Raw genomic sequence first — 18,101 nt, 5'->3', positions numbered from 1 at the left:
ATCTCATCTGAGAAACATTTAAGAACTATATATCTTTTTCTAAGAGAATGATAAAACCCCCCTTCGCAAAAGAAGAGGGGTTGAATGAAAATAATGAATGTTACATTACTGTGCAGCCAACTCTTTTTGGATCTCTCTATATTCTTCTAATAATCCTTCCCCGTCCAACCCTCTTTTATTTGCATTATCAATCCATGCAGCTTCCGATGATGTTGTAATATCTTTAAGTTTTTCAAGCTCTTCCTCTGGAAATACAGAAACATTTATCTCATCCTTTAGTTGTTCCAGATAAACATCTTCTTGTATAATCGTCTCTCTCACTTTCAATTCTTGATAGGCAGGGAATAACTCTTCTCTAAACAGTTGCTGTAAGTCTTCTGGTAAACTTTGGAATCTATTCTCATTGACAATCGCAAAGACGTGCATTGTTTTGTATGGTAATTCATAATAATAATCGACTACTTCATAATAACGCGAATCCACCGCGACTGATTTTGCTGTTCCCATCGCAGTAATAATCCCTCTTTGAAGAGCATCGTACCTTTCTTCAGGGGCAACTTCAACTGGTGTCATTCCCCAGTCAAAATAGATCGCAGATTCTGAATCTGCTCCTGCACGAATCGTAAGTCCTTTGAAATCTTCAATCGTTTCAATCGGTTTTGAGCTGAGCATATTTGTAAGTCCGCCTGTCGTTACCCCCATTACTTCAACACCATTCAGCACTTCATCCTTGTGACGATTGTAAAACTCTGTCATAACTTTCGAGTCAATTTCGATATCATTCGTCGCAATAAACGGTAAATCACCAACTGTTATTAGATGATTTTCTGTTTCTTCAACTGACTGTGAGTACATAGTTGCCATATCATAGACACCATTACTCACGTCTTGATAAACCGTACCAATTTTTCCCAAAGCCCCACCGTGGTGCACATTGATTTTTACTCTTCCATCAGTTTTCTCTTCAACCATTTCCACCCAAGGAAGGATAACGTCTTTAGTTGTTGAAGACAAACTAGAAGATACGTTGTTAAATTCAAATTGATAAACTTCTTGGTTCGCCCTCCCCTCTTCTGCTGTACCGCTTGATTCACCGGATGAACAAGCTGTCATAATAACAGATACGATTGCAATCACCATGAAACATAATAGACGACCTTTACTACCACTTTTTTTCAGCATAATCATTTTCCCCCATTATCATCTGAAATTTTATTATAAATAGACTTTCTCTTATTACTTTCATCATAGAAACAAAGCTAACCTAGCATTCTATTCGGTATGAATAAAGCAATTTCAGGGAAAACATATAACAAAGCAATGACAAAAAATATTGGAATCATAAATATTAAACTACCTAACCAAATATTCTTTAATCCTAGTTCTGGTGATACTGAGTCGAGGATAAAACAGTTAACACCTTGTGGCGGCGAAATCATAGCCAGCTCAACTAGTAAACAAACCACGATTCCAAACCAAATTAGGTCTAGTCCCATATATTGAATAATCGGTATCACAACTGGTATTGTCACCATAATCATCCCCATCGTGTCCATAACAGCACCTAATGCAAAATACATAAGGACTATAGCTAAGAATAACACCCAGTTAGGAACATTCATTTCTGTTAATTGCGAAGATATCATTAACGGTAATTTGGATATAATCAAGAGATACTTAAATAAGAAAGCCGCTAGTACAATTGCAAATATATATCCAGTTGTAAGCGCTGTACTATGTACAGAGTTTAATAAAACTTTCCATGTGAATTTCCCTTTTATTACTGTCAAAATAATAGCTGTAAAAGCGCCGATTCCTGCTGCTTCTGTTGGTCCAAATAAACCAAAAAACATACCGCCAATAACAATCATAAACATTAAAAGGATCCATCCTGTGCTCTTGAGTGCAACTAAGCGCTCATGCCATGAACCACCCTCAGTTGCTGGTGCTAATTTGGGATTTATGACAACCGTTAGATATATAGTTACCGCAAAACTTACAGCCAGTAAGATACCAGGCAATATTCCTGCCAATAATAATTGACCAATAGATTGATCCGTTAACGTTCCATAAACGATTAAAAATGTACTTGGGGGAATTAATATTCCTAAAGTACCTCCAGATATGATAGAACCACTTGTTAAAACTTTACTGTATCCCGCGTTCATCATTTCTTTACTAGCCATCATACCAATCGTACCTGTATTAGCCACACTTGAACCGGACGCCGCTGCGAAAAGGGCTGATGCACCTACAGTTGAAATGCCTAAGCCTCCTTTTACTCTACCAAACCAGGATCTGAATGCAGCAAACAACTCCGTACTTATACCCGAGGCGTGAAGCATCGCTCCCATTAAAATAAACATCGGCAAGGTACTTAATGTATACTGAAAACTAGAGTCCCATATATTTGTCGTTAACGCTGAAACGACTACGTTCCAATCTCTCAGATATAAAACTCCTAGTATACCTGGTATGGCTAATGATAAAAAGATTGGCACTCTCATCATTGTTAGAACCAACATAAGAACAAGTGCAATAACCCCGACAAATTCTTCTGGCATCAGCCTTTAACCTCCTTGTTATATTCATCTCTTGAAAAGGATTTATATCTCTGTATAATACGGTTAATTGATTCAATGGCCCATAAAACAAATCCAATAACTACGACTATTTTTAGGATGTAAAGAGGAACACCAAGGACCAATGTACTTTTCATAGTCACATTCATTTCCCTATCTGTTTCCAGTACAAATGCATAAGCAACAATAAGACAATATAGAAACGTGGCAACATAATTAAAAATATCTAGACAAAACTGAGCTTTTTTCGGTAACCGATCAACAATTAATCCTATCTTAATGTGTCTATCTTCTGATTGCGCATAAGATAATGTCGTCATAATTAAGACAAGAAGCATAATCTGAACCAATTCCACGTTTCCTAATACAGGCTTACCAATCATTCGGCCAACAACACCGACGACTGTTACTAAGATCATAATAAAGATGGCAATCATCCCAAAGCTGTTTGATATTTTAGGTAAATAAGAGATTATTTTTATCACAAAAGCAAATCCTCCTTACTCTTAATACTGTTGGTTAGCCCCACAAAAGAATTAAAACGCTTTCATTTAAACTTATAAGTAATTTTCTTTAAAAATAGTCTAGATTACATAAGCCCAATTCTACCAACCGTTATCTCTTTAAAATAACTGTTCAATTTTACACTTTGACGATGTTAACTAGAAAAAAGAATGTAGGAGTAATAATTATAATTACTAAAGGCATCCGAAAAAACTAAGATCTTACAAGATGCTGCTTATTTTACCCTTTCATTCTGCCAAGTTCCACACCCCACCTTTCAAGAGATTAATGTATTTGGTTTATAAAGCCAATTCTACTATTTTTTAAAACCTAATATAATGTACATTTTTATTAAAATAGATAATAAAAAAAATAATTTTTACTCAAAATTCAGAATATTTTTACCGGTTATTTTAGATGTAATTTTATATTTAAGTATACTTTAAAACGTTTAAACGCTCTACTGATATAATAATTCGTCAGGAGAGCGTTTAGTTATAGCTATAGATTCTAAATGATCTTTCCTAATATAAACCTTCACTTATTAACATTTTTCAACTCTGCTCTCTTCTTGTAGACGGTAATTTTTATTTTGCCAGCGGTAAAATAATTTCATCAAAGGCATAACTAAAATAAATATAAATAGAAGCCTAAAAGTTTGAAACATTGAAACAAGCGAGGCATCTGCATGAACTGCATCGGCTAATAAAACCATTTGATCTAGACCTCCGGGAGCTGTACTTAGGAAACTTGTAGCGTATGTTGTTTCCATTGCAAACGACATGAGAAAGCTTGAGGCGAAGGTTAGAACAATCAGTGCAAATGCGCTCAGAATGCCGCCTACAAGTACGCGGACTGGCAGTTTAATCATATCCGGTTTAAGCATTAAACCGATATGGGCACCGATTAACAGCTGAGCGACGTTCATGACAAAAGCAGGTACTTGTGGCATTGTGATTGGTGTTGTTAGCTGCAACGTAATTAATAATATTATTGGGGTGATAAAGAATGCAACTGGCAAATGAAGGCGCTGCGTTAAATGGGAACATCCCCATGCAAGTACAATTAATAAAAGTAAACCAATCGATAGCTTCGCGTCAGTTGGCTGCTTACTGATAACTTGACCAGCAACGATAAATGGTACGAACACAACAACTAATAATAGACGAATGACCTGAAAATAAGATATAACGCCAATTTCTTTTACTTTTTCTTCTTCTGCAAAGATGACAATTTGACTTAAGCCACCTGGGATCGTGCCTAATACCGCAGCTTTCATTGGAACTTTTGCCCATTTACTTGTTAAAGAGGCGATACCAATTGAACCGCCAATCAAAATACTGTTTACCATTACCATATAAAATAAAATGGAGCCCATAAACCCAAATAAATCGGTGTTAAATTGCACACCGATTACGGTACCGACCGTGACAACACCGAAATCTATTAAATAACCGGGCCATTTTAAAGGCTCTTTATAAAAAAATTGGACTAACATAACAACAATGATTGGACCGAGCATCCATGGGATAGGGATACGTAACAGGCTAAAAATAAAACCGCCAATTAAAGATAGAATTAAAACTCCTAACATCGCCTTCAACAGTAACACCCCCTCACTAAGAATTATTCTAGCTTACATTAAGTTAAAGTTTACCGATAATCCGTTTTATTCTCTTTGCCACCTTGACATAATATATTTCCTACTAGATCTTCCTTTACTAGCATTTAAATTCTTTACTATAAAAACACACCCCAGAAGTCAGATTCTAACTTTTGGGGTGCAGTTCATTCATTGATATGAATACTGGTAGTTTTATTATGATCTTAACAATTCTTTTACTTGTGCATCACGGTCTACGTCATCACGTCGACGGTCTCCCCAGTAAGCGGATCCGTTTTTCAAATACTCTTCATACGTCCACTTTATTGGTTCCCAATCTGGCTCGAAGATTAAGTAGCCATTTGTAAAGATTTCGAGACGTAAGCCACTCCCTGGGTCTTTTACGTAAATGTACATTGCTTGAGAAATACCGTGTTTACCTGGACCTACAAATTGCACATCAGCTTCACATAAGATGTCAGCAGCACGCAGCAAGTCTTGTGAATTATCTAACCAGTAAGCGATATGGTGCATTTCATTAGGCTCTTTTGAACGTGGTGTAGACATGATGGCCACATCGTGTACTAAGTTTGTTACTGATAACCAACTTGCTACTTGGACATCGTCCGGATTTACGAAATATTCACGCAACTTAAACCCTAATGCTTCTTGTAAATATTTAACGATTTCAGCGTTATCATGAGAAGTTTGTAAGTTTACGTGGTCTATACGGCGTGGAGACACACCTTTGGCCCAAGATTTATACGTTTGATTTTTAAGGACTGATTTACGAGATTCATCGGCAGGTGTTTTCTCCATATCATAGTAAAGCTCGAAGCGGTGTCCACTTGGCAACTCAAAACGGATCGCTTCACCTTGTGCTACTTCTTCACCAGCTTGTATCCAACGTACTTCTGTTCCAGCGTCTTCTAATAATTTCGCAAAAGTTGCTACATCCTCACGACGTTTTGTACGCCAACCGATATGATCGATGTAAGATGTACTACCAGCTTTAATTGATAGTGTATGGTGCTCAAAGTCGCCCCAAGCACGTAAGTAGTGGACTCCATCTACAACTTCTGTTTCTTCTAAACCGATTGTGTCGCGGAAAAAGGATAAAGATTTTTCAAGATCTGCTGATACTAAAGCTACATGTCCTAATTTTGCAATTTCTGGTGCATAAAGAAATTTCCCCACTTATATTCACCTCATAATTAGTTTAAATTTTAGACGTGTATAAAATGCGAACATGCACTTTATACATCACATATTTCGAATGCTAAGTTAGCCTTGAATATTTGTTTGAACCCCAAATAAATGTCTGCCGTAACCTAGAATGCCGTCTTCATATAAAGAAGTAATATGTGTTGCGATGGCAATTAAGTCACGCGCAAATAACTCAACTGGATGTCCTTTTAATAGTGAATGCCCACCTAAAGTTAGCAATGCTTTTATGCCAATTTGTGTACATTTTTCAATAATTTCAGCACGGATTGCTTTATATTTTGCGCCTTCATATGGACCACTCTTATCTGTTTCCATCATGGTAATGTATTCAGTTAATAATGCTTTAGCGGAAATCAGTTCAAGTTTTAACTTAGCAAGCACACGTTGGCTTGTAGGAGAGTCTTTTTCGTTTACTCCAGAGAAACGTACACGGCCTGCTGTATGCTTTTCGAATTCTTCGACTACACGCTCAGCGCCTCCAACAGCCATCGCTGCGAATCCTACGTAGAAACCAGGATAAAATGGTGTATTGTAGTATAAATAGTCTTGATCAAAATCTTCATATGGTGGTTGGCTCTTTTCAACTATTTTGTTAAAGCGTAAAATGGCATCAGGCTTAACGAAAACATCGTTGACGATTAAAGTATTACTGCCTGATCCTCGTAAACCAAGGGAATCCCAAGTATTTACTACTTCTAGATCAGACACTTTTAATAAAATACCTACCCGCTCAGGCTTATCGTTGTCTTCAAATTGCATTATTGCACCTACGCCAACCCAGTCACAATAATTGATGCCGCTTACAAAGTTGTACTTACCTGAAACAATGTAGCCACCTTCAACTGGTTTCACTTTTCCAATTGGTGCAAATACGTCAGCTACAAATCCTCCTTGGTTAATCACTGCATCCCGAATATGCTTCGGATAGTAGCAAACCCAAGAGTTGTGGGCTGAGAAGAAGTATGTTAGCCATGAAGCAGATAAATTATAATAACCAACTTTACTTATCATATCAACAAACGTGCGCCAGTCGAGTTGTGGATAGCCAAACTCTTTTGGTAAAATCAAACGATGAATTTCTTCCTCACGAATAATATCTGCAACGCGTTGGGAAATGGTCGCGTTTCGATCTGCTTCCATTGCTTCTAACTCTGCAACTTCCCCTACACGCTTTGCTTTTTGCATAATTTCTTCATAAAGCGATTTGTTTTCAACGATGGTTGCCATGTAATCATCCCTTTCAAACTAATTCATTGTGCTGTAACTGCTTTACTTTTTTCCGTTGCTAAAAAATCAATAACAAGTTTGTTTACGATTTCTGGTTGGTCCGTTTGTGCTTGGTGACCGCAGTTTTCAATATAATCAAATGTAATGTTTGGTAATAATTTCTCAAGCTTATAACCTGTCTCTACTGGTGCGACAGCATCTTGTTTACCCCAAATGAATAAACCAGGAACTTTTAATTTTGGTAATGTATCTTTAATGCAGTAACGATCCCAAAGCTTTGGTTCTTCATTCATTCTTGCTAAGTAAGCATCGAACGCCTGATTTGATTCTTTTACGCCTGGGCGAGTTGCTGCTTCATGACGTAGTTGAATGAGTTCTTCAGGAATGACTGTGTCTTCACTTGAATTGCGATACATAAATTTACGTAACGCTTCTTCCGTATAATCGTAGCCGATTACTTCTAAGAATGAACGAAGTTTTCTTGCGGGTACTTCTTGCATCGCTTGATAAATGGTATTACTTCCAATGTAAACAACCTTTTTTACTTTTTCAGGATGATCAATTGCGTATTTAGCTGCAACGTAAGCACCTTGTGAATTGCCGACAAGTGATACTTCATCTAGACATAGCGCTTCAATAAAATCATGTACATGATCAACTAAACTTTGATGACCTTTTACCGGCCATGCGTGAGGGCGTGCATCTGTAAAGCCCATTGATAGTTGGTCAACTGCATATGCACGGAAGCCCGCTTTAGCTAATGCAGGTAACATAAAGCGCCAACCTGCTGCACCACAAGCTCCAGGTCCTGCGCCGTGCAGTAAAATTACAGCTGGTCCTTCTGTTCCGGCCCAAGAATAATGTGTACGTACACCGTTTGCTAATACGTAGCTATTATGAAATCCTTCGAAAATTGTCATCGTATTACCCCCATGTGCTAATCAGTTAATCATTTTCTGTTTTGATTATAACTGTTCAAAGTTTCGAATATCATATCGATTTTTATTGGAATATCACTAATGATCTTTAAATTTTATTGAAAAGTTATTATTTTCATAATAGTATATAATCTAAAAAGGGGGGGTTATTTAATGAGTAAAGTATTTTTTGATTCTAGCGAAACGAAAACAATCTTAATGTCCGCAAATGCATTTCACACATTAAAAAATAATTTATATAACAACATCGGATCTTATAAAACAAAAGGATTTTTATTCCGATTTGGTAAAGAGTTTGGAATCGAGTCAGCAAAAAATAAAAGCCAAAATAAAGACAGCACGAATCCTGTCGGTAAAAGACACTCACGCTTAGGCCACGTAAAAGATGTTATTTTTATGGGAGAAATTGTACGACATCCAGACGGCCAGATTGAATGCATAGATACGTGGGGACAATGGGTAGAATCATTCGAAGCAGAATTACACCTAAAAAATTACGGTTTAGCCAATGAATGTGTTTGTCATATGTTGTGCGGCTTTGCGAGTGGTGCATTGACGTATGAATATGGCGAGTCAATTATTGCCATAGAGCGTAAGTGTGTCGCAAAAGGGGATTCTTGCTGTGAGTTCGAAGTGCGTTTGGAACAAGACTGGCTCGAAGAACAAGAGGAACTTATTCACCTTTATCAAAATGACAATATTTTAACCGAACTTGAAATGACATACGATTCACTTTTACATCATAAAAAAATGATAGAGAAAATTTCTACGTTTCATAGTCAACTCACACAAAAAGTAACAGAGAAGCATTCAATGGATGAAATAGTACAGGAAGCATATGAGTTGTTAAACATCCCGATTTTAATTGAGGATATTCATGGCAATCTTTTAAGTCAAATTGGCTTAACGGAAAGACAGTTGGAAACAATTAATAGAGAAAAGCTACAGTTATCGCTTATTGACGATAAACACAATGTTAAGCATTACAAAGGCAGTACATATTGGAAGTTGATAGCTCCTGTTCTTATTAATAAAAATAATTATGCCACTTGTTCGTTTTTTTACTTTGATGGAAAGCGCATGGATGAAAACGACCATTTATTTTTAGAACGTATTTCAATGGTCCTAGCATTATATATCTTATATGAGGAGGCACAGTTTGAAGAGCAGCAACGCATACGCAGTTCGTTATTAGAACGGTTAATCCATAACCGAAAAATAAAAGGCATTGAATCTTACTATAAATTTTTACCATTTAAATTACAGCCTCCGTTTTCTACAGGGATTATTAGTGTTCAAAAGAAGAAGAAAAACAACGAAATCATTGACATTCACGACCAACTAATACAACTGTCGAAGTTGGCAAAAGATTGGGATTTACCTTGTATTTTTGCGATACTTGGAGAAGAAATTGCTCTCCTTAACTCGCAAAATATTGATAAAAAAAGCTGGAAAAATACAATCACAAAAATATTCAAAAAGGTAGAGAAACAAAATAGCAATTATAAATATTCGCTCGGACTTAGCGGAACCTTTAGTAACTTAAAAGATTTCGAACGTTCACTAAAAGAGGCACTGGTCGCACAGCGATTCCCAAATCAAAAATTACTAACAGATTACGAAGATTTAGGTATACTAGGCGATATCGTCATGAACATGAGCATTGAACAGTTGCATGAAATGGCGCAAAAGACGTTAAAAGACTTATACGATTTCAATGATCCACGAAAAAAAGAGCTGCTATACACACTTTACATCTATTTACTAAATGGCCAGCGTTTAAAAGAGACAGTGAATGAGCTGACATTATCAATCGGTGGTATCCAATACCGAATAAAACAAATTGAAGACCTACTACAAATTTCACTAAAGAACGCCTCAACGGCAGCGTATATTTTATTAGTTATTCAAGCATTAATATTGTCAGACAGTTTAACCTTTGAAGAATTTAAAAGATAAATGATAAATTCTAAACAATCAAAGAACTGCCTCTCCAAGTGTCAAGGCAATCTAACACTTGGAGAGACAGTTTTTTTATCGGATTCAGATCATCGTTTGCCTATTTTTGCATAAGGGAGTAAAGTGAATTTTTTTAATGTACAATGGCTCTTTTGGCTCGTCCCCAATAGAATACGACTGATTTCCCCCTCCTCTTTATTTAGTAATTATTATTGTTTTTTCTTGGATTTCCAATAAAAAATATAATGATACTTTTGAATAAATTCATTTATGCTTGAATTATTCACTTATAAATGGAGGTTTTTGATATGGATGATCGTTTATTTAGAGATGCGATGGGAAAATTTGCTACAGGTGTAACCGTTCTTTTAACAGAAACTGAAGGAAAGATACATGGAATGACGGCAAACGGCTTCATGTCCGTATCATTGGATCCAAAGCTTGTCCTCATTTCTATTGGACATAAAACAAAATTTTTAGAGAAAGTTTCGCAATCTAAAACATATACAGTAAATATTTTAGCAGAAGATCAAGAGGCTTATTCACGTCATTTCGCAGGACGTCCTGGAGAAGAGGCAGTAGAATTTGAAACAGTAGCGGAGCAACCTGTATTAAGAGGAGCCATCGCTAAAATTGCATGTGAAGTCGTATCAGAGCATGTAGAAGGCGACCATACATTGTTTATTGGAAAAGTCGTAGATTTACAACTAGAGGATAAAGATCCTTTATTGTTCTTTGGTGGTCAATATCGCCAATTGACTGAGTTAATAACAATTGAGTCCTAAAAAGGAGAATTGTCTATGGATATTCAATTAATAGCTGAACAATTACTCAAAGCAGAACGTACGAAACAGCCAATCGCACCACTAACTGAAAGCTATGAAAATATGACAGTTGCTAATGCCTATGCGGTACAATTAGCGCAAATTCGTCAAAAAATTGACGCAGGTGCGGCAGTAAAGGGGCTAAAAATTGGGTTAACAAGTAAGGCCATGCAAGAAATGTTAAATGTATATACACCAGACTATGGCTTTATTTTGGATTCGATGGTGTATGACGAGATGGAAGGTTTATATACGGAATCATTTATTCAACCAAAAGTAGAATTTGAAATTGCTTTTATTCTTAATAAAGCACTAAAAGGACCGAACATAACTGTACAAGATGTCATTGATGCAACGGATTATGTTGTCCCAGCAGTGGAAATAATCGATAGCCGTATTGCAAATTGGAAAATTAAATTTGAGGATACGGTAGCGGACAATGGATCTTCAGCAGGTGCGATTTTAGGTAGAAAGCGTACACCTCTTACAGATATTAAAGACATTACAAATATCCCAATGATTGTGAAGAAAAATGGTGAGTTTTTAGACGAATCAACGAGCGCAGCTGTATTAGGTAACCCACTCAATGCAGTTGTTTGGTTAGCAAATGAAGTAAGTGCATATAGTATTTCCATCGAACCAGGCATGTTTGTTTTATCAGGAGCGCTCTCAAAAGCTGTTGCTTTTGAAGCAGGAGATAAATTCGAAGCCGACTTTGGCATACTTGGAAAAGTAAGCGTCAATATTTCTAAGGAACTAGTAAAAAAATGACAAGAATCTCATATACGCATAAGTAGGACTGTATTTAACAGCAGCAGTGAAAAAAGGAGTGGATCATAATGCAAATAGTTTATGTGAATGCTAATCAATTACAAGAGATAAAACAATCAGCGCCTGATGTAGCTATGGCACTTGGTTACTTTGATGGGGTGCATTTAGGACATCAAAAAGTAATTCAAACAGCTAAGGAAAAAGCAAAATCACAAAACTTGTCATTAGCTGTTCTCTCTTTTTTTCCGCACCCTAAAAGTATTTTATTATCTAATAAAGAAGTTTTATACTTAGAACCATTAGAACAAAAGGCTGAAAAGTTAGAAAGGCTCGGCGTAGATGTTTTCTATGTTGTTGAGTTTACCAAAAGGTTAGCAAAAGTAGAGCCAGATACTTTTTTAAATGACTATATCTTAGGGTTAAATGCCAAAGAGATTATTTGTGGATTTGATTACACATATGGCGCAAAAGCAAGAGGTTCTGTTGATACTTTGGCAGTTTATGCGGCTACAAAACAGATAAACCTAACTGTTGTCGAAGAATTAACATGGAATGAACAAAAAATTAGCTCAACATTGATTAGGAATTACTTAACTAAAGGAAAATTAAATGAGTTACCGAGTTTATTAGGAACTTTTTATAAAACGAAGTATTGTCAAAAAAATGGGTTATTACCCAATTATTCTTTGCCAAATGTAGGTAGTTATAAGGTGTTGATAGAAGACCGACATTTTAATATTGAATGTGTTGCAACTGTAAAATGCAATAAATTTATTCAGATTCACCATGAAACGTCTACATTACCAAATCTCTTAACAATCCAATGGGTTGAACAACTCGAAACAATACCAATCTAATTATATACCTTACTTTGAAAGTTACTAAATGTTTACCTTTGTACACAAACCACCCAAACTAGCTTGGTACACATCCTAGTTCGGGTGGTTTCTTTTGAATGGCCCACTATTCAAGAAAGAGAGCCTACTTCACGAGCTGCTTTATTATCAGGCATTCATTGCCCTTTTCTTTTATATTAATAAAAGCCACCGTATCCTTTACCTACATAACTTGCACCGATAATAACTAGAAGGATGAATAATACGACTAATAACGCAAATCCTCCACTATATCCTGTTCCTGCTACTGTACTCATCATGACCAACTCCCTTTGATCAGTTTTCATGAAGGATCACCTTCACAATGACATCCTATGTTATTGGCCCTTTTTGTGTTCAAATCTCACTATGATTGATAACATTTTTTTGATTATTCGTTAACCAATCCAGTTTCCTTTTAAATCTCTACTTCACCCAATAGTTGTGAAAGTCTTTCGTTCACTTGCTCTTTAGTTAAGTTGTGTTCTGCAACATAACGATTCCTTGGATGTACTCGACACTCATGTGTACATCCGCGTAAATATTTGTGCTCATTTTCCGGAGAACAAAGAATTTTCTTATTGCATTCTGGATTGCCACAGTTAACATAGCGTTCACAAGGTTCACCAGTAAAATGATCTTTCCCAACAATTACGTGCTCGATTTGATTAACTGGCACACTAATCCGTTCATCAAAAACATAACATTGTCCATCCCATAGCTTCCCTTTTACATCAGGGTCTTTACCGTAAGTCACGATTCCACCGTGTAATTGCGAAACATCTTCAAATCCTTCTTTTCGTAACCAACCGGAGAACTTTTCACATCTAATCCCACCAGTACAGTAAGTCAGAACCTTTTTCCCTTCAAACATATCACGATTCTGTTTAATCCAATCAGGCAACTCACGAAAGTTCTTTATTTCAGGCTTAATTGCTCCACGAAAATGTCCTAATTCATATTCGTAGTCATTCCTCGCATCAATAACGACCGTATCAGGATCTTGCATTGCCTCAAAGAATTCTGATGGCTTAAGGTAATTCCCCGTCGTTTCCATTGGATTAACGTCGTCTTCTAATCTAAGTGTAACAAGCTCTTCACGATGGCGTACGTGCATCTTTTTAAAAGCATGAGTATCCGATTCGTCCATTTTAAAGACCATTTCAGCAAAACGTGGATCTGATTTCATCACTTTCATATACTCCTCAGTCTGTTCCACTGTACCGGAAACCGTCCCATTTATTCCTTCTTTAGCTACAAGAATTCTTCCCTTTAGTTCTAAGCTTTCACAAAATGTTAAATGCTCTGAAGCAAACATCTCTGGATCTTCGATTGGCACATACATGTAATAAAGTAATACCCTATATGGATGTTTCATTTTATATCCTCCCACTATTGTTTTTTATCATTGTGATTATATTTGTATAACATTAGTTCTGAAACGCTACAGCGAATGATTCCGTCATTTTTTTAATTTGCAGGAGGTCCAAATTTCCCGTCATGATAATCTCTGTAAGCTTGTCTAATTTCTTCCATCGAGTTCATCACAAAAGGACCATGAGGAACAATCTCCTCTTTAATTGGTGTTCCAGAATAAATAAGCACTTTTGAACGTCTGCTAGTTGCAGTCATTGCAAATGAACTTTTTTTAGATAAGTCCCCATCCTCTTTATAGGTAAGTGTTGCTACACCATGCTTTGATAATTGGACTTTATTCGCTCCTTCTCCAAATTCCAATTCTCCCGATAGAACATATAAAAAAGCATTGTCCGTTTCAGGCAATGTATGGACATAGCTAGCTCCTTTTTCAAGGTTCACTTCTGCTAGTGTGATTGGAACAACTGATTCGAGAGGTCCTTTTACATTTTCAAACTCACCAGCAAATACCCTAATAAGACCCCTTCAACGTTGAATATTGGCGCATCTTCTGAATAAACATTTTGATAAGAGGTGTCTGACTTTTTTAAGTTCTTTGGTAAGTTTAACCATAACTGCAGCGTGTGAGCAATGTCGTCCTCCACTGCCTCTTCAGCATGCCTAGCCGCCCATCCTGCATTCATATATTGAACGTCACCAGGCTCTAAAATATCCCGGCCACCACCATTATCAATATGCTCTAATCGACCATCAATGACATACGTAATCGTTTGAAAACCACGATGCGGATGATCAGCGAAAGCTCCTCTTTTAAACCAATCTTCTGCCATCAGGATAAAAGGATCGAAATCTCTCCATCTCCCTGCAGGTAGAACCCAACCCTTTTGGATAAAAGGAAAAGAGGCTTGTTCATACTTCACATACCAAGAATCCTTCACAGTTCTCTGATGTGTTGGAACGTTTGTCTCCACTTTCATCACTCCTATAATCAAATCATTATTCTTCCGTCTATTCTTTTCCATCCTCTTGTTATAAATTCTAATTTAGTAATGTCTTTGTTGCTACAACAACTATTGAATTCACACTTTTTAAACAAAAATGTTTAATAACCATTTTAACTTACATGAATAAAGCCACAAAAGCAACTTTTTTTGCTTAATTGCTCTGAATCTTCTTCTTTAATGGCATTGTTAAATAAGTATAGGAAAAGAGGCTAGTGTTACTACTAACCCACTTAAAATGAGAATTGTTCATTTTTCATCCTTCTACAAAAATTACTTTTACTCATCGTTCTCCGTTCAAAAATGAACCTCCTCAAACAAAAAAAATCATCATCTTTTTCCCATGCCATATTTCCATTTTCTTGAAGTGACGGGCCCTACCGTATTTCGTTAAGGTAAATGCACCGGCGGAATACACTAGAAAACGCGTTTTCAAAAAAGACATGTATGATGAACATTAAAGAATATCCATTTGAAGAAGTGTTACGTATGTTTGATCCAGCTATTAAGAAACAATTAGTTACTTTACGTTTGTACAAAGATCATGACGAGTTTTATCAAATTGGATGTATTGCGCTTTGGAATGCTTATCAACAGTTCGATCCAGATAAAGGACATTTCCCTTCTTATGCAATCTCCTTTATTCGCGGTAGAATGATGAGCCACCTTAGTAAAGAAACAAAGTTTAAAGAGCGACATTCGTTTGCGACTGAGGAGATTATCGAGTTCGAACCAAGTACCCAAGGGCAAATCCCTCTTGAAAAAGAAATGATTGAAGCTTATTTATGGAATTTAACTGATAAAGAAAAAAGGTGGGTTCATAAGGCGATCTTCCTGGAAATGAAATCAGCAGAGCTTCAGACTGTTTTTGATCTATCTAGAAACTCAATCTATCTACTACGGAAAAAGACTTTAAAAAAATTGCGGGACAATGCTCTCATCCTTAACCACTAGATGATTTAGTCAATACAAAAAAGGATTCACCTTTCAAAGCTTTAGAGGAGTAGCTCTCTCCTCTAAAGCTAGTAGTGAATCGGCCGTTGTCACCTCTTCCTACCTACTCCACTACAATTGCGATGTCTTTCGTTACTTTTTGTACAATAGTAACAACAATAGCGATAATAATAAGCGATAATATGAATGCAATTCCTATATTAATAGAGAAACTTCCAATCGGGATAATTCCTACGATTGGCTTCGGTGTATTTAAATTCCAAATAATATCAGTAAGGAAAATCAGCACTAAAGAAATTGCAATAAACCCAAAACCACCAGCCGCTCCGTACCGATAAAACCCTAAGCTAATAAGCCAACCAGCTAGATAATAAATGAAAATCACTATTACATAAGCAAAACTGATTAAAAACCAATTCCCCTCTATTACAACTAGTGATGATAAGACTACCTCATCAAAAAGCGTAGTATATCTTTTAAAAAATGTCAGAACCCACGTTGCAAACGCCGTAATCACAATGATTGTCGTTGCTAAAGCAATCGATGACAAAATAGTAGCTTTGAAGTATGTTTTTCTAGTGACTCCTTGCTTAATATATACTGGGAGGAAGACAAAACTTGCTAGAATTCCACAGACAAGCATAAAGATTGTAGCCGTTTGAAACGTAAAAGTCAGCAATGACATTGTTCTCAATTCTGGTTCAGCCACGAACGCAAGTAGTGCAACATATACAACAAAGACGATTGGTAAATACCACGCTACCCATTTCATTTGAACTGAGTAAAGATCTGTTGCTACTTTTTTTATCAGTTGATTCATTTAGTTCTCCTCCTTCTCATTCGTTAATTGGATAAATAGGTCATGAAGAGTAACATTCCCTACTTCTAATCCAGATTGCCGAACAAAGTCTATTTTATCCTCGGGTATAGCACCATAGACCATCACAGATTTTGTTCCCCCAAGTCGCTGTTCACTTAACGTTTCAAGTCCTTCTGCAAATTGCTCTACTTGCTCGGCATCACCTGTAACGGAAAAACCTTTTTGCAGCAAAGTATCGATTGGCTCTTGAATCATTAATTTCCCCTTATGAATCATGAGAACTTCATCAAATAAATACTCCATTTCTGAAACTAAATGGGTTGATAAAATAATCACTCTAGGAAATCTTGCCTGATCTTCTAATATTTCTTTGTAGAAAACCTCTCGAGTAGGAGCATCCATTCCTTGATAGGCTTCATCAAAGATCGTTACCTTTGACCTTGTTGCTAAACCAATCGTGGCATTTAGAGCTGATTGCATCCCTGTTGAAAGCTTTCTTACAGGTTGATTTAATGGTAGCTTAAAGAGGGCGGCTACTTCTTCCGCATACTTTCGGTCAAAGGAGGGCCGATAACGTTCCGCTAACTTCAAATAAGCCTCAGCAGTGTCATATTCATCCTTATAGTTTGTCTGATGAACAAATGTCACTTCAGCCATCCACTTTTCATTTTCAAATATGTCTTCTCCATTTATTTTAAGAGTACCTGAACTTGGTTTTCTGTAAGAGGCTAGTAAAGACAACAAACTCGTTTTCCCTGCACCATTTCTCCCAATCAGTCCATAGATCTTGCCGCTTTCTAATGTAAAGCTCACATTGGTTAACGCTTCATGCTCTTTAAATTGAACCGTTAAATGATGCCCCTCTACCTTAATACTCATCATTCACACGTCCTTTCAATTCTTCTATGACTTTCAGAATCTCACTATTTGACAACTGAAGCTTTTTCGCTTCTTCTAACATTGGCAATACAAACTCTTCTGCAAATCCTTTTCTCCGTTGCAACATTAGCTTTTCTTTTGCACCTTCTGAAACAAACATCCCAACACCCCTCTTTTTGTAAATAATCTCATCTTCAACTAGAAGATTAATCCCTTTCGCAACAGTTAAGTGGTTGACCTTATAATATTGGACGAGTTGGTTGGTTGATGGAATTTGCTCATGTTCCTTTAATTGATTATTGATAATTTGATCTGCTATCAGTTCTTTAATTTGGATAAAGATAGGTTTCTTCTGATCAAAAGACTTGCTCAATGGATTTTCACCCCCCCGACATTCACACAATGTTTTATGGTTATATAGTTATGCATATAACCATATAAGACTATCTCCCCATTGTCAATAAATGAGTGAATACATAAATTAAATTGGAGATGGAAAATTCATCTATTATTTGTAAGTAATTTCTATATAATGTACTAAGATAGTAGCTTAGCTAACA

17 protein-coding genes and 1 pseudogene are annotated in these 18,101 nt (G+C 36.5%); 5 read left to right on the top strand and 13 right to left on the bottom strand.

Translation table 11 applies throughout. The annotated features are described in order from the left end of the window. Positions 1-105: 105 nt before the first annotated feature. From BkAM31D_RS07745 to BkAM31D_RS07715, 7 genes are all read right to left on the bottom strand, one after another. Positions 106-1,182: a TRAP transporter substrate-binding protein gene (locus BkAM31D_RS07745; RefSeq protein ID WP_066152310.1), complete on the bottom strand. Its 1,077-nt coding sequence runs from the start codon at positions 1,180-1,182 to the stop codon at positions 106-108. Positions 1,183-1,259: 77 nt separating this feature from the next. Further along, positions 1,260-2,564 carry a TRAP transporter large permease gene (locus tag BkAM31D_RS07740; protein ID WP_066152313.1) on the bottom strand — a complete coding sequence of 435 codons (1,305 nt, stop codon included), beginning with the start codon at positions 2,562-2,564 and terminating at the stop codon, positions 1,260-1,262. Continuing rightward, on the bottom strand, positions 2,564-3,067 hold the full coding sequence (locus BkAM31D_RS07735) for a TRAP transporter small permease (RefSeq protein ID WP_066152315.1): 504 nt from the start codon (positions 3,065-3,067) through the stop codon (positions 2,564-2,566). The genes BkAM31D_RS07740 and BkAM31D_RS07735 overlap by 1 nt, the downstream gene beginning before the upstream one ends. Before the next feature lie 563 nt (positions 3,068-3,630). Beyond that, complete coding sequence (locus BkAM31D_RS07730) at positions 3,631-4,680, bottom strand: AbrB family transcriptional regulator (protein ID WP_235820373.1); 1,050 nt, start codon at positions 4,678-4,680, stop codon at positions 3,631-3,633. A 225-nt stretch (positions 4,681-4,905) separates the two neighbouring features. Further along, complete coding sequence (locus BkAM31D_RS07725) at positions 4,906-5,886, bottom strand: VOC family protein (protein WP_066152321.1); 981 nt, start codon at positions 5,884-5,886, stop codon at positions 4,906-4,908. Positions 5,887-5,973: 87 nt separating this feature from the next. Then, positions 5,974-7,143 carry an acyl-CoA dehydrogenase family protein gene (locus tag BkAM31D_RS07720; RefSeq protein WP_066152324.1) on the bottom strand — a complete coding sequence of 390 codons (1,170 nt, stop codon included), beginning with the start codon at positions 7,141-7,143 and terminating at the stop codon, positions 5,974-5,976. Between the two features lie 23 nt (positions 7,144-7,166). Further along, on the bottom strand, positions 7,167-8,063 hold the full coding sequence (locus BkAM31D_RS07715; RefSeq protein ID WP_066152327.1) for an alpha/beta fold hydrolase: 897 nt from the start codon (positions 8,061-8,063) through the stop codon (positions 7,167-7,169). Between the two features lie 171 nt (positions 8,064-8,234). Here BkAM31D_RS07715 and BkAM31D_RS07710 point away from each other — a divergent pair, with 171 nt between their 5' ends. The 4 genes from BkAM31D_RS07710 to BkAM31D_RS07695 all read left to right on the top strand — a co-directional run bounded on the left by BkAM31D_RS07710 (position 8,235) and on the right by BkAM31D_RS07695 (position 12,492). Then, entirely contained in the window at positions 8,235-10,040 is a 1,806-nt protein-coding gene (locus tag BkAM31D_RS07710) for a V4R domain-containing protein (protein WP_066152329.1), read from the top strand. 308 nt (positions 10,041-10,348) lie between these two features. Then, positions 10,349-10,825, top strand: a complete 477-nt coding sequence (locus tag BkAM31D_RS07705) for a flavin reductase family protein (protein ID WP_066152332.1) — start codon at positions 10,349-10,351, stop codon at positions 10,823-10,825. 15 nt (positions 10,826-10,840) lie between these two features. Continuing rightward, on the top strand, positions 10,841-11,635 hold the full coding sequence (locus BkAM31D_RS07700; RefSeq protein WP_066152333.1) for a 2-keto-4-pentenoate hydratase: 795 nt from the start codon (positions 10,841-10,843) through the stop codon (positions 11,633-11,635). 68 nt (positions 11,636-11,703) lie between these two features. Beyond that, positions 11,704-12,492: an FAD synthetase family protein gene (locus BkAM31D_RS07695; protein ID WP_066152335.1), complete on the top strand. Its 789-nt coding sequence runs from the start codon at positions 11,704-11,706 to the stop codon at positions 12,490-12,492. A gap of 176 nt (positions 12,493-12,668) precedes the next feature. On the opposite strand, the gene BkAM31D_RS07690 is transcribed toward BkAM31D_RS07695, so the two are convergent. From BkAM31D_RS07690 to BkAM31D_RS07680, 3 genes and pseudogenes are all read right to left on the bottom strand, one after another. Next, positions 12,669-12,818, bottom strand: coding sequence for a YjcZ family sporulation protein (locus BkAM31D_RS07690; protein WP_371807188.1), 150 nt, complete (start codon positions 12,816-12,818; stop codon positions 12,669-12,671). 110 nt (positions 12,819-12,928) lie between these two features. Beyond that, on the bottom strand, positions 12,929-13,888 hold the full coding sequence (gene trhO, locus BkAM31D_RS07685) for an oxygen-dependent tRNA uridine(34) hydroxylase TrhO (protein ID WP_066152338.1): 960 nt from the start codon (positions 13,886-13,888) through the stop codon (positions 12,929-12,931). A gap of 92 nt (positions 13,889-13,980) precedes the next feature. Continuing rightward, positions 13,981-14,864, bottom strand: a pseudogene (locus tag BkAM31D_RS07680) (pirin family protein). A 471-nt stretch (positions 14,865-15,335) separates the two neighbouring features. On the opposite strand from BkAM31D_RS07680, the gene BkAM31D_RS07675 reads away from it, so the two are divergent. After that, on the top strand, positions 15,336-15,842 hold the full coding sequence (locus BkAM31D_RS07675; RefSeq protein ID WP_169801095.1) for a sigma-70 family RNA polymerase sigma factor: 507 nt from the start codon (positions 15,336-15,338) through the stop codon (positions 15,840-15,842). Positions 15,843-15,945: 103 nt separating this feature from the next. Here the strand turns inward: BkAM31D_RS07675 and BkAM31D_RS07670 are convergent, their stop codons facing one another. From BkAM31D_RS07670 to BkAM31D_RS07660, 3 genes are read right to left on the bottom strand one after another with little or no spacing between them, the layout of a single operon-like run. After that, entirely contained in the window at positions 15,946-16,662 is a 717-nt protein-coding gene (locus BkAM31D_RS07670; RefSeq protein ID WP_066152343.1) for a hypothetical protein, read from the bottom strand. Beyond that, positions 16,663-17,544, bottom strand: a complete 882-nt coding sequence (locus tag BkAM31D_RS07665) for an ATP-binding cassette domain-containing protein (protein WP_306807458.1) — start codon at positions 17,542-17,544, stop codon at positions 16,663-16,665. Next, positions 17,531-17,914, bottom strand: a complete 384-nt coding sequence (locus BkAM31D_RS07660) for a GntR family transcriptional regulator (RefSeq protein ID WP_066152349.1) — start codon at positions 17,912-17,914, stop codon at positions 17,531-17,533. Before BkAM31D_RS07660 ends, BkAM31D_RS07665 begins: the two co-directional genes overlap by 14 nt. Between the last annotated feature and the right edge of the window lie 187 nt (positions 17,915-18,101).

Source organism: Halalkalibacter krulwichiae, assembly GCF_002109385.1.
GTDB classification, from domain to species: Bacteria; Bacillota; Bacilli; order Bacillales; family Bacillaceae_D; genus Halalkalibacter; species Halalkalibacter krulwichiae.
Note: the sequence above shows the minus strand (reverse complement) of the source record. Positions and strands in the feature narration are given on the sequence as shown.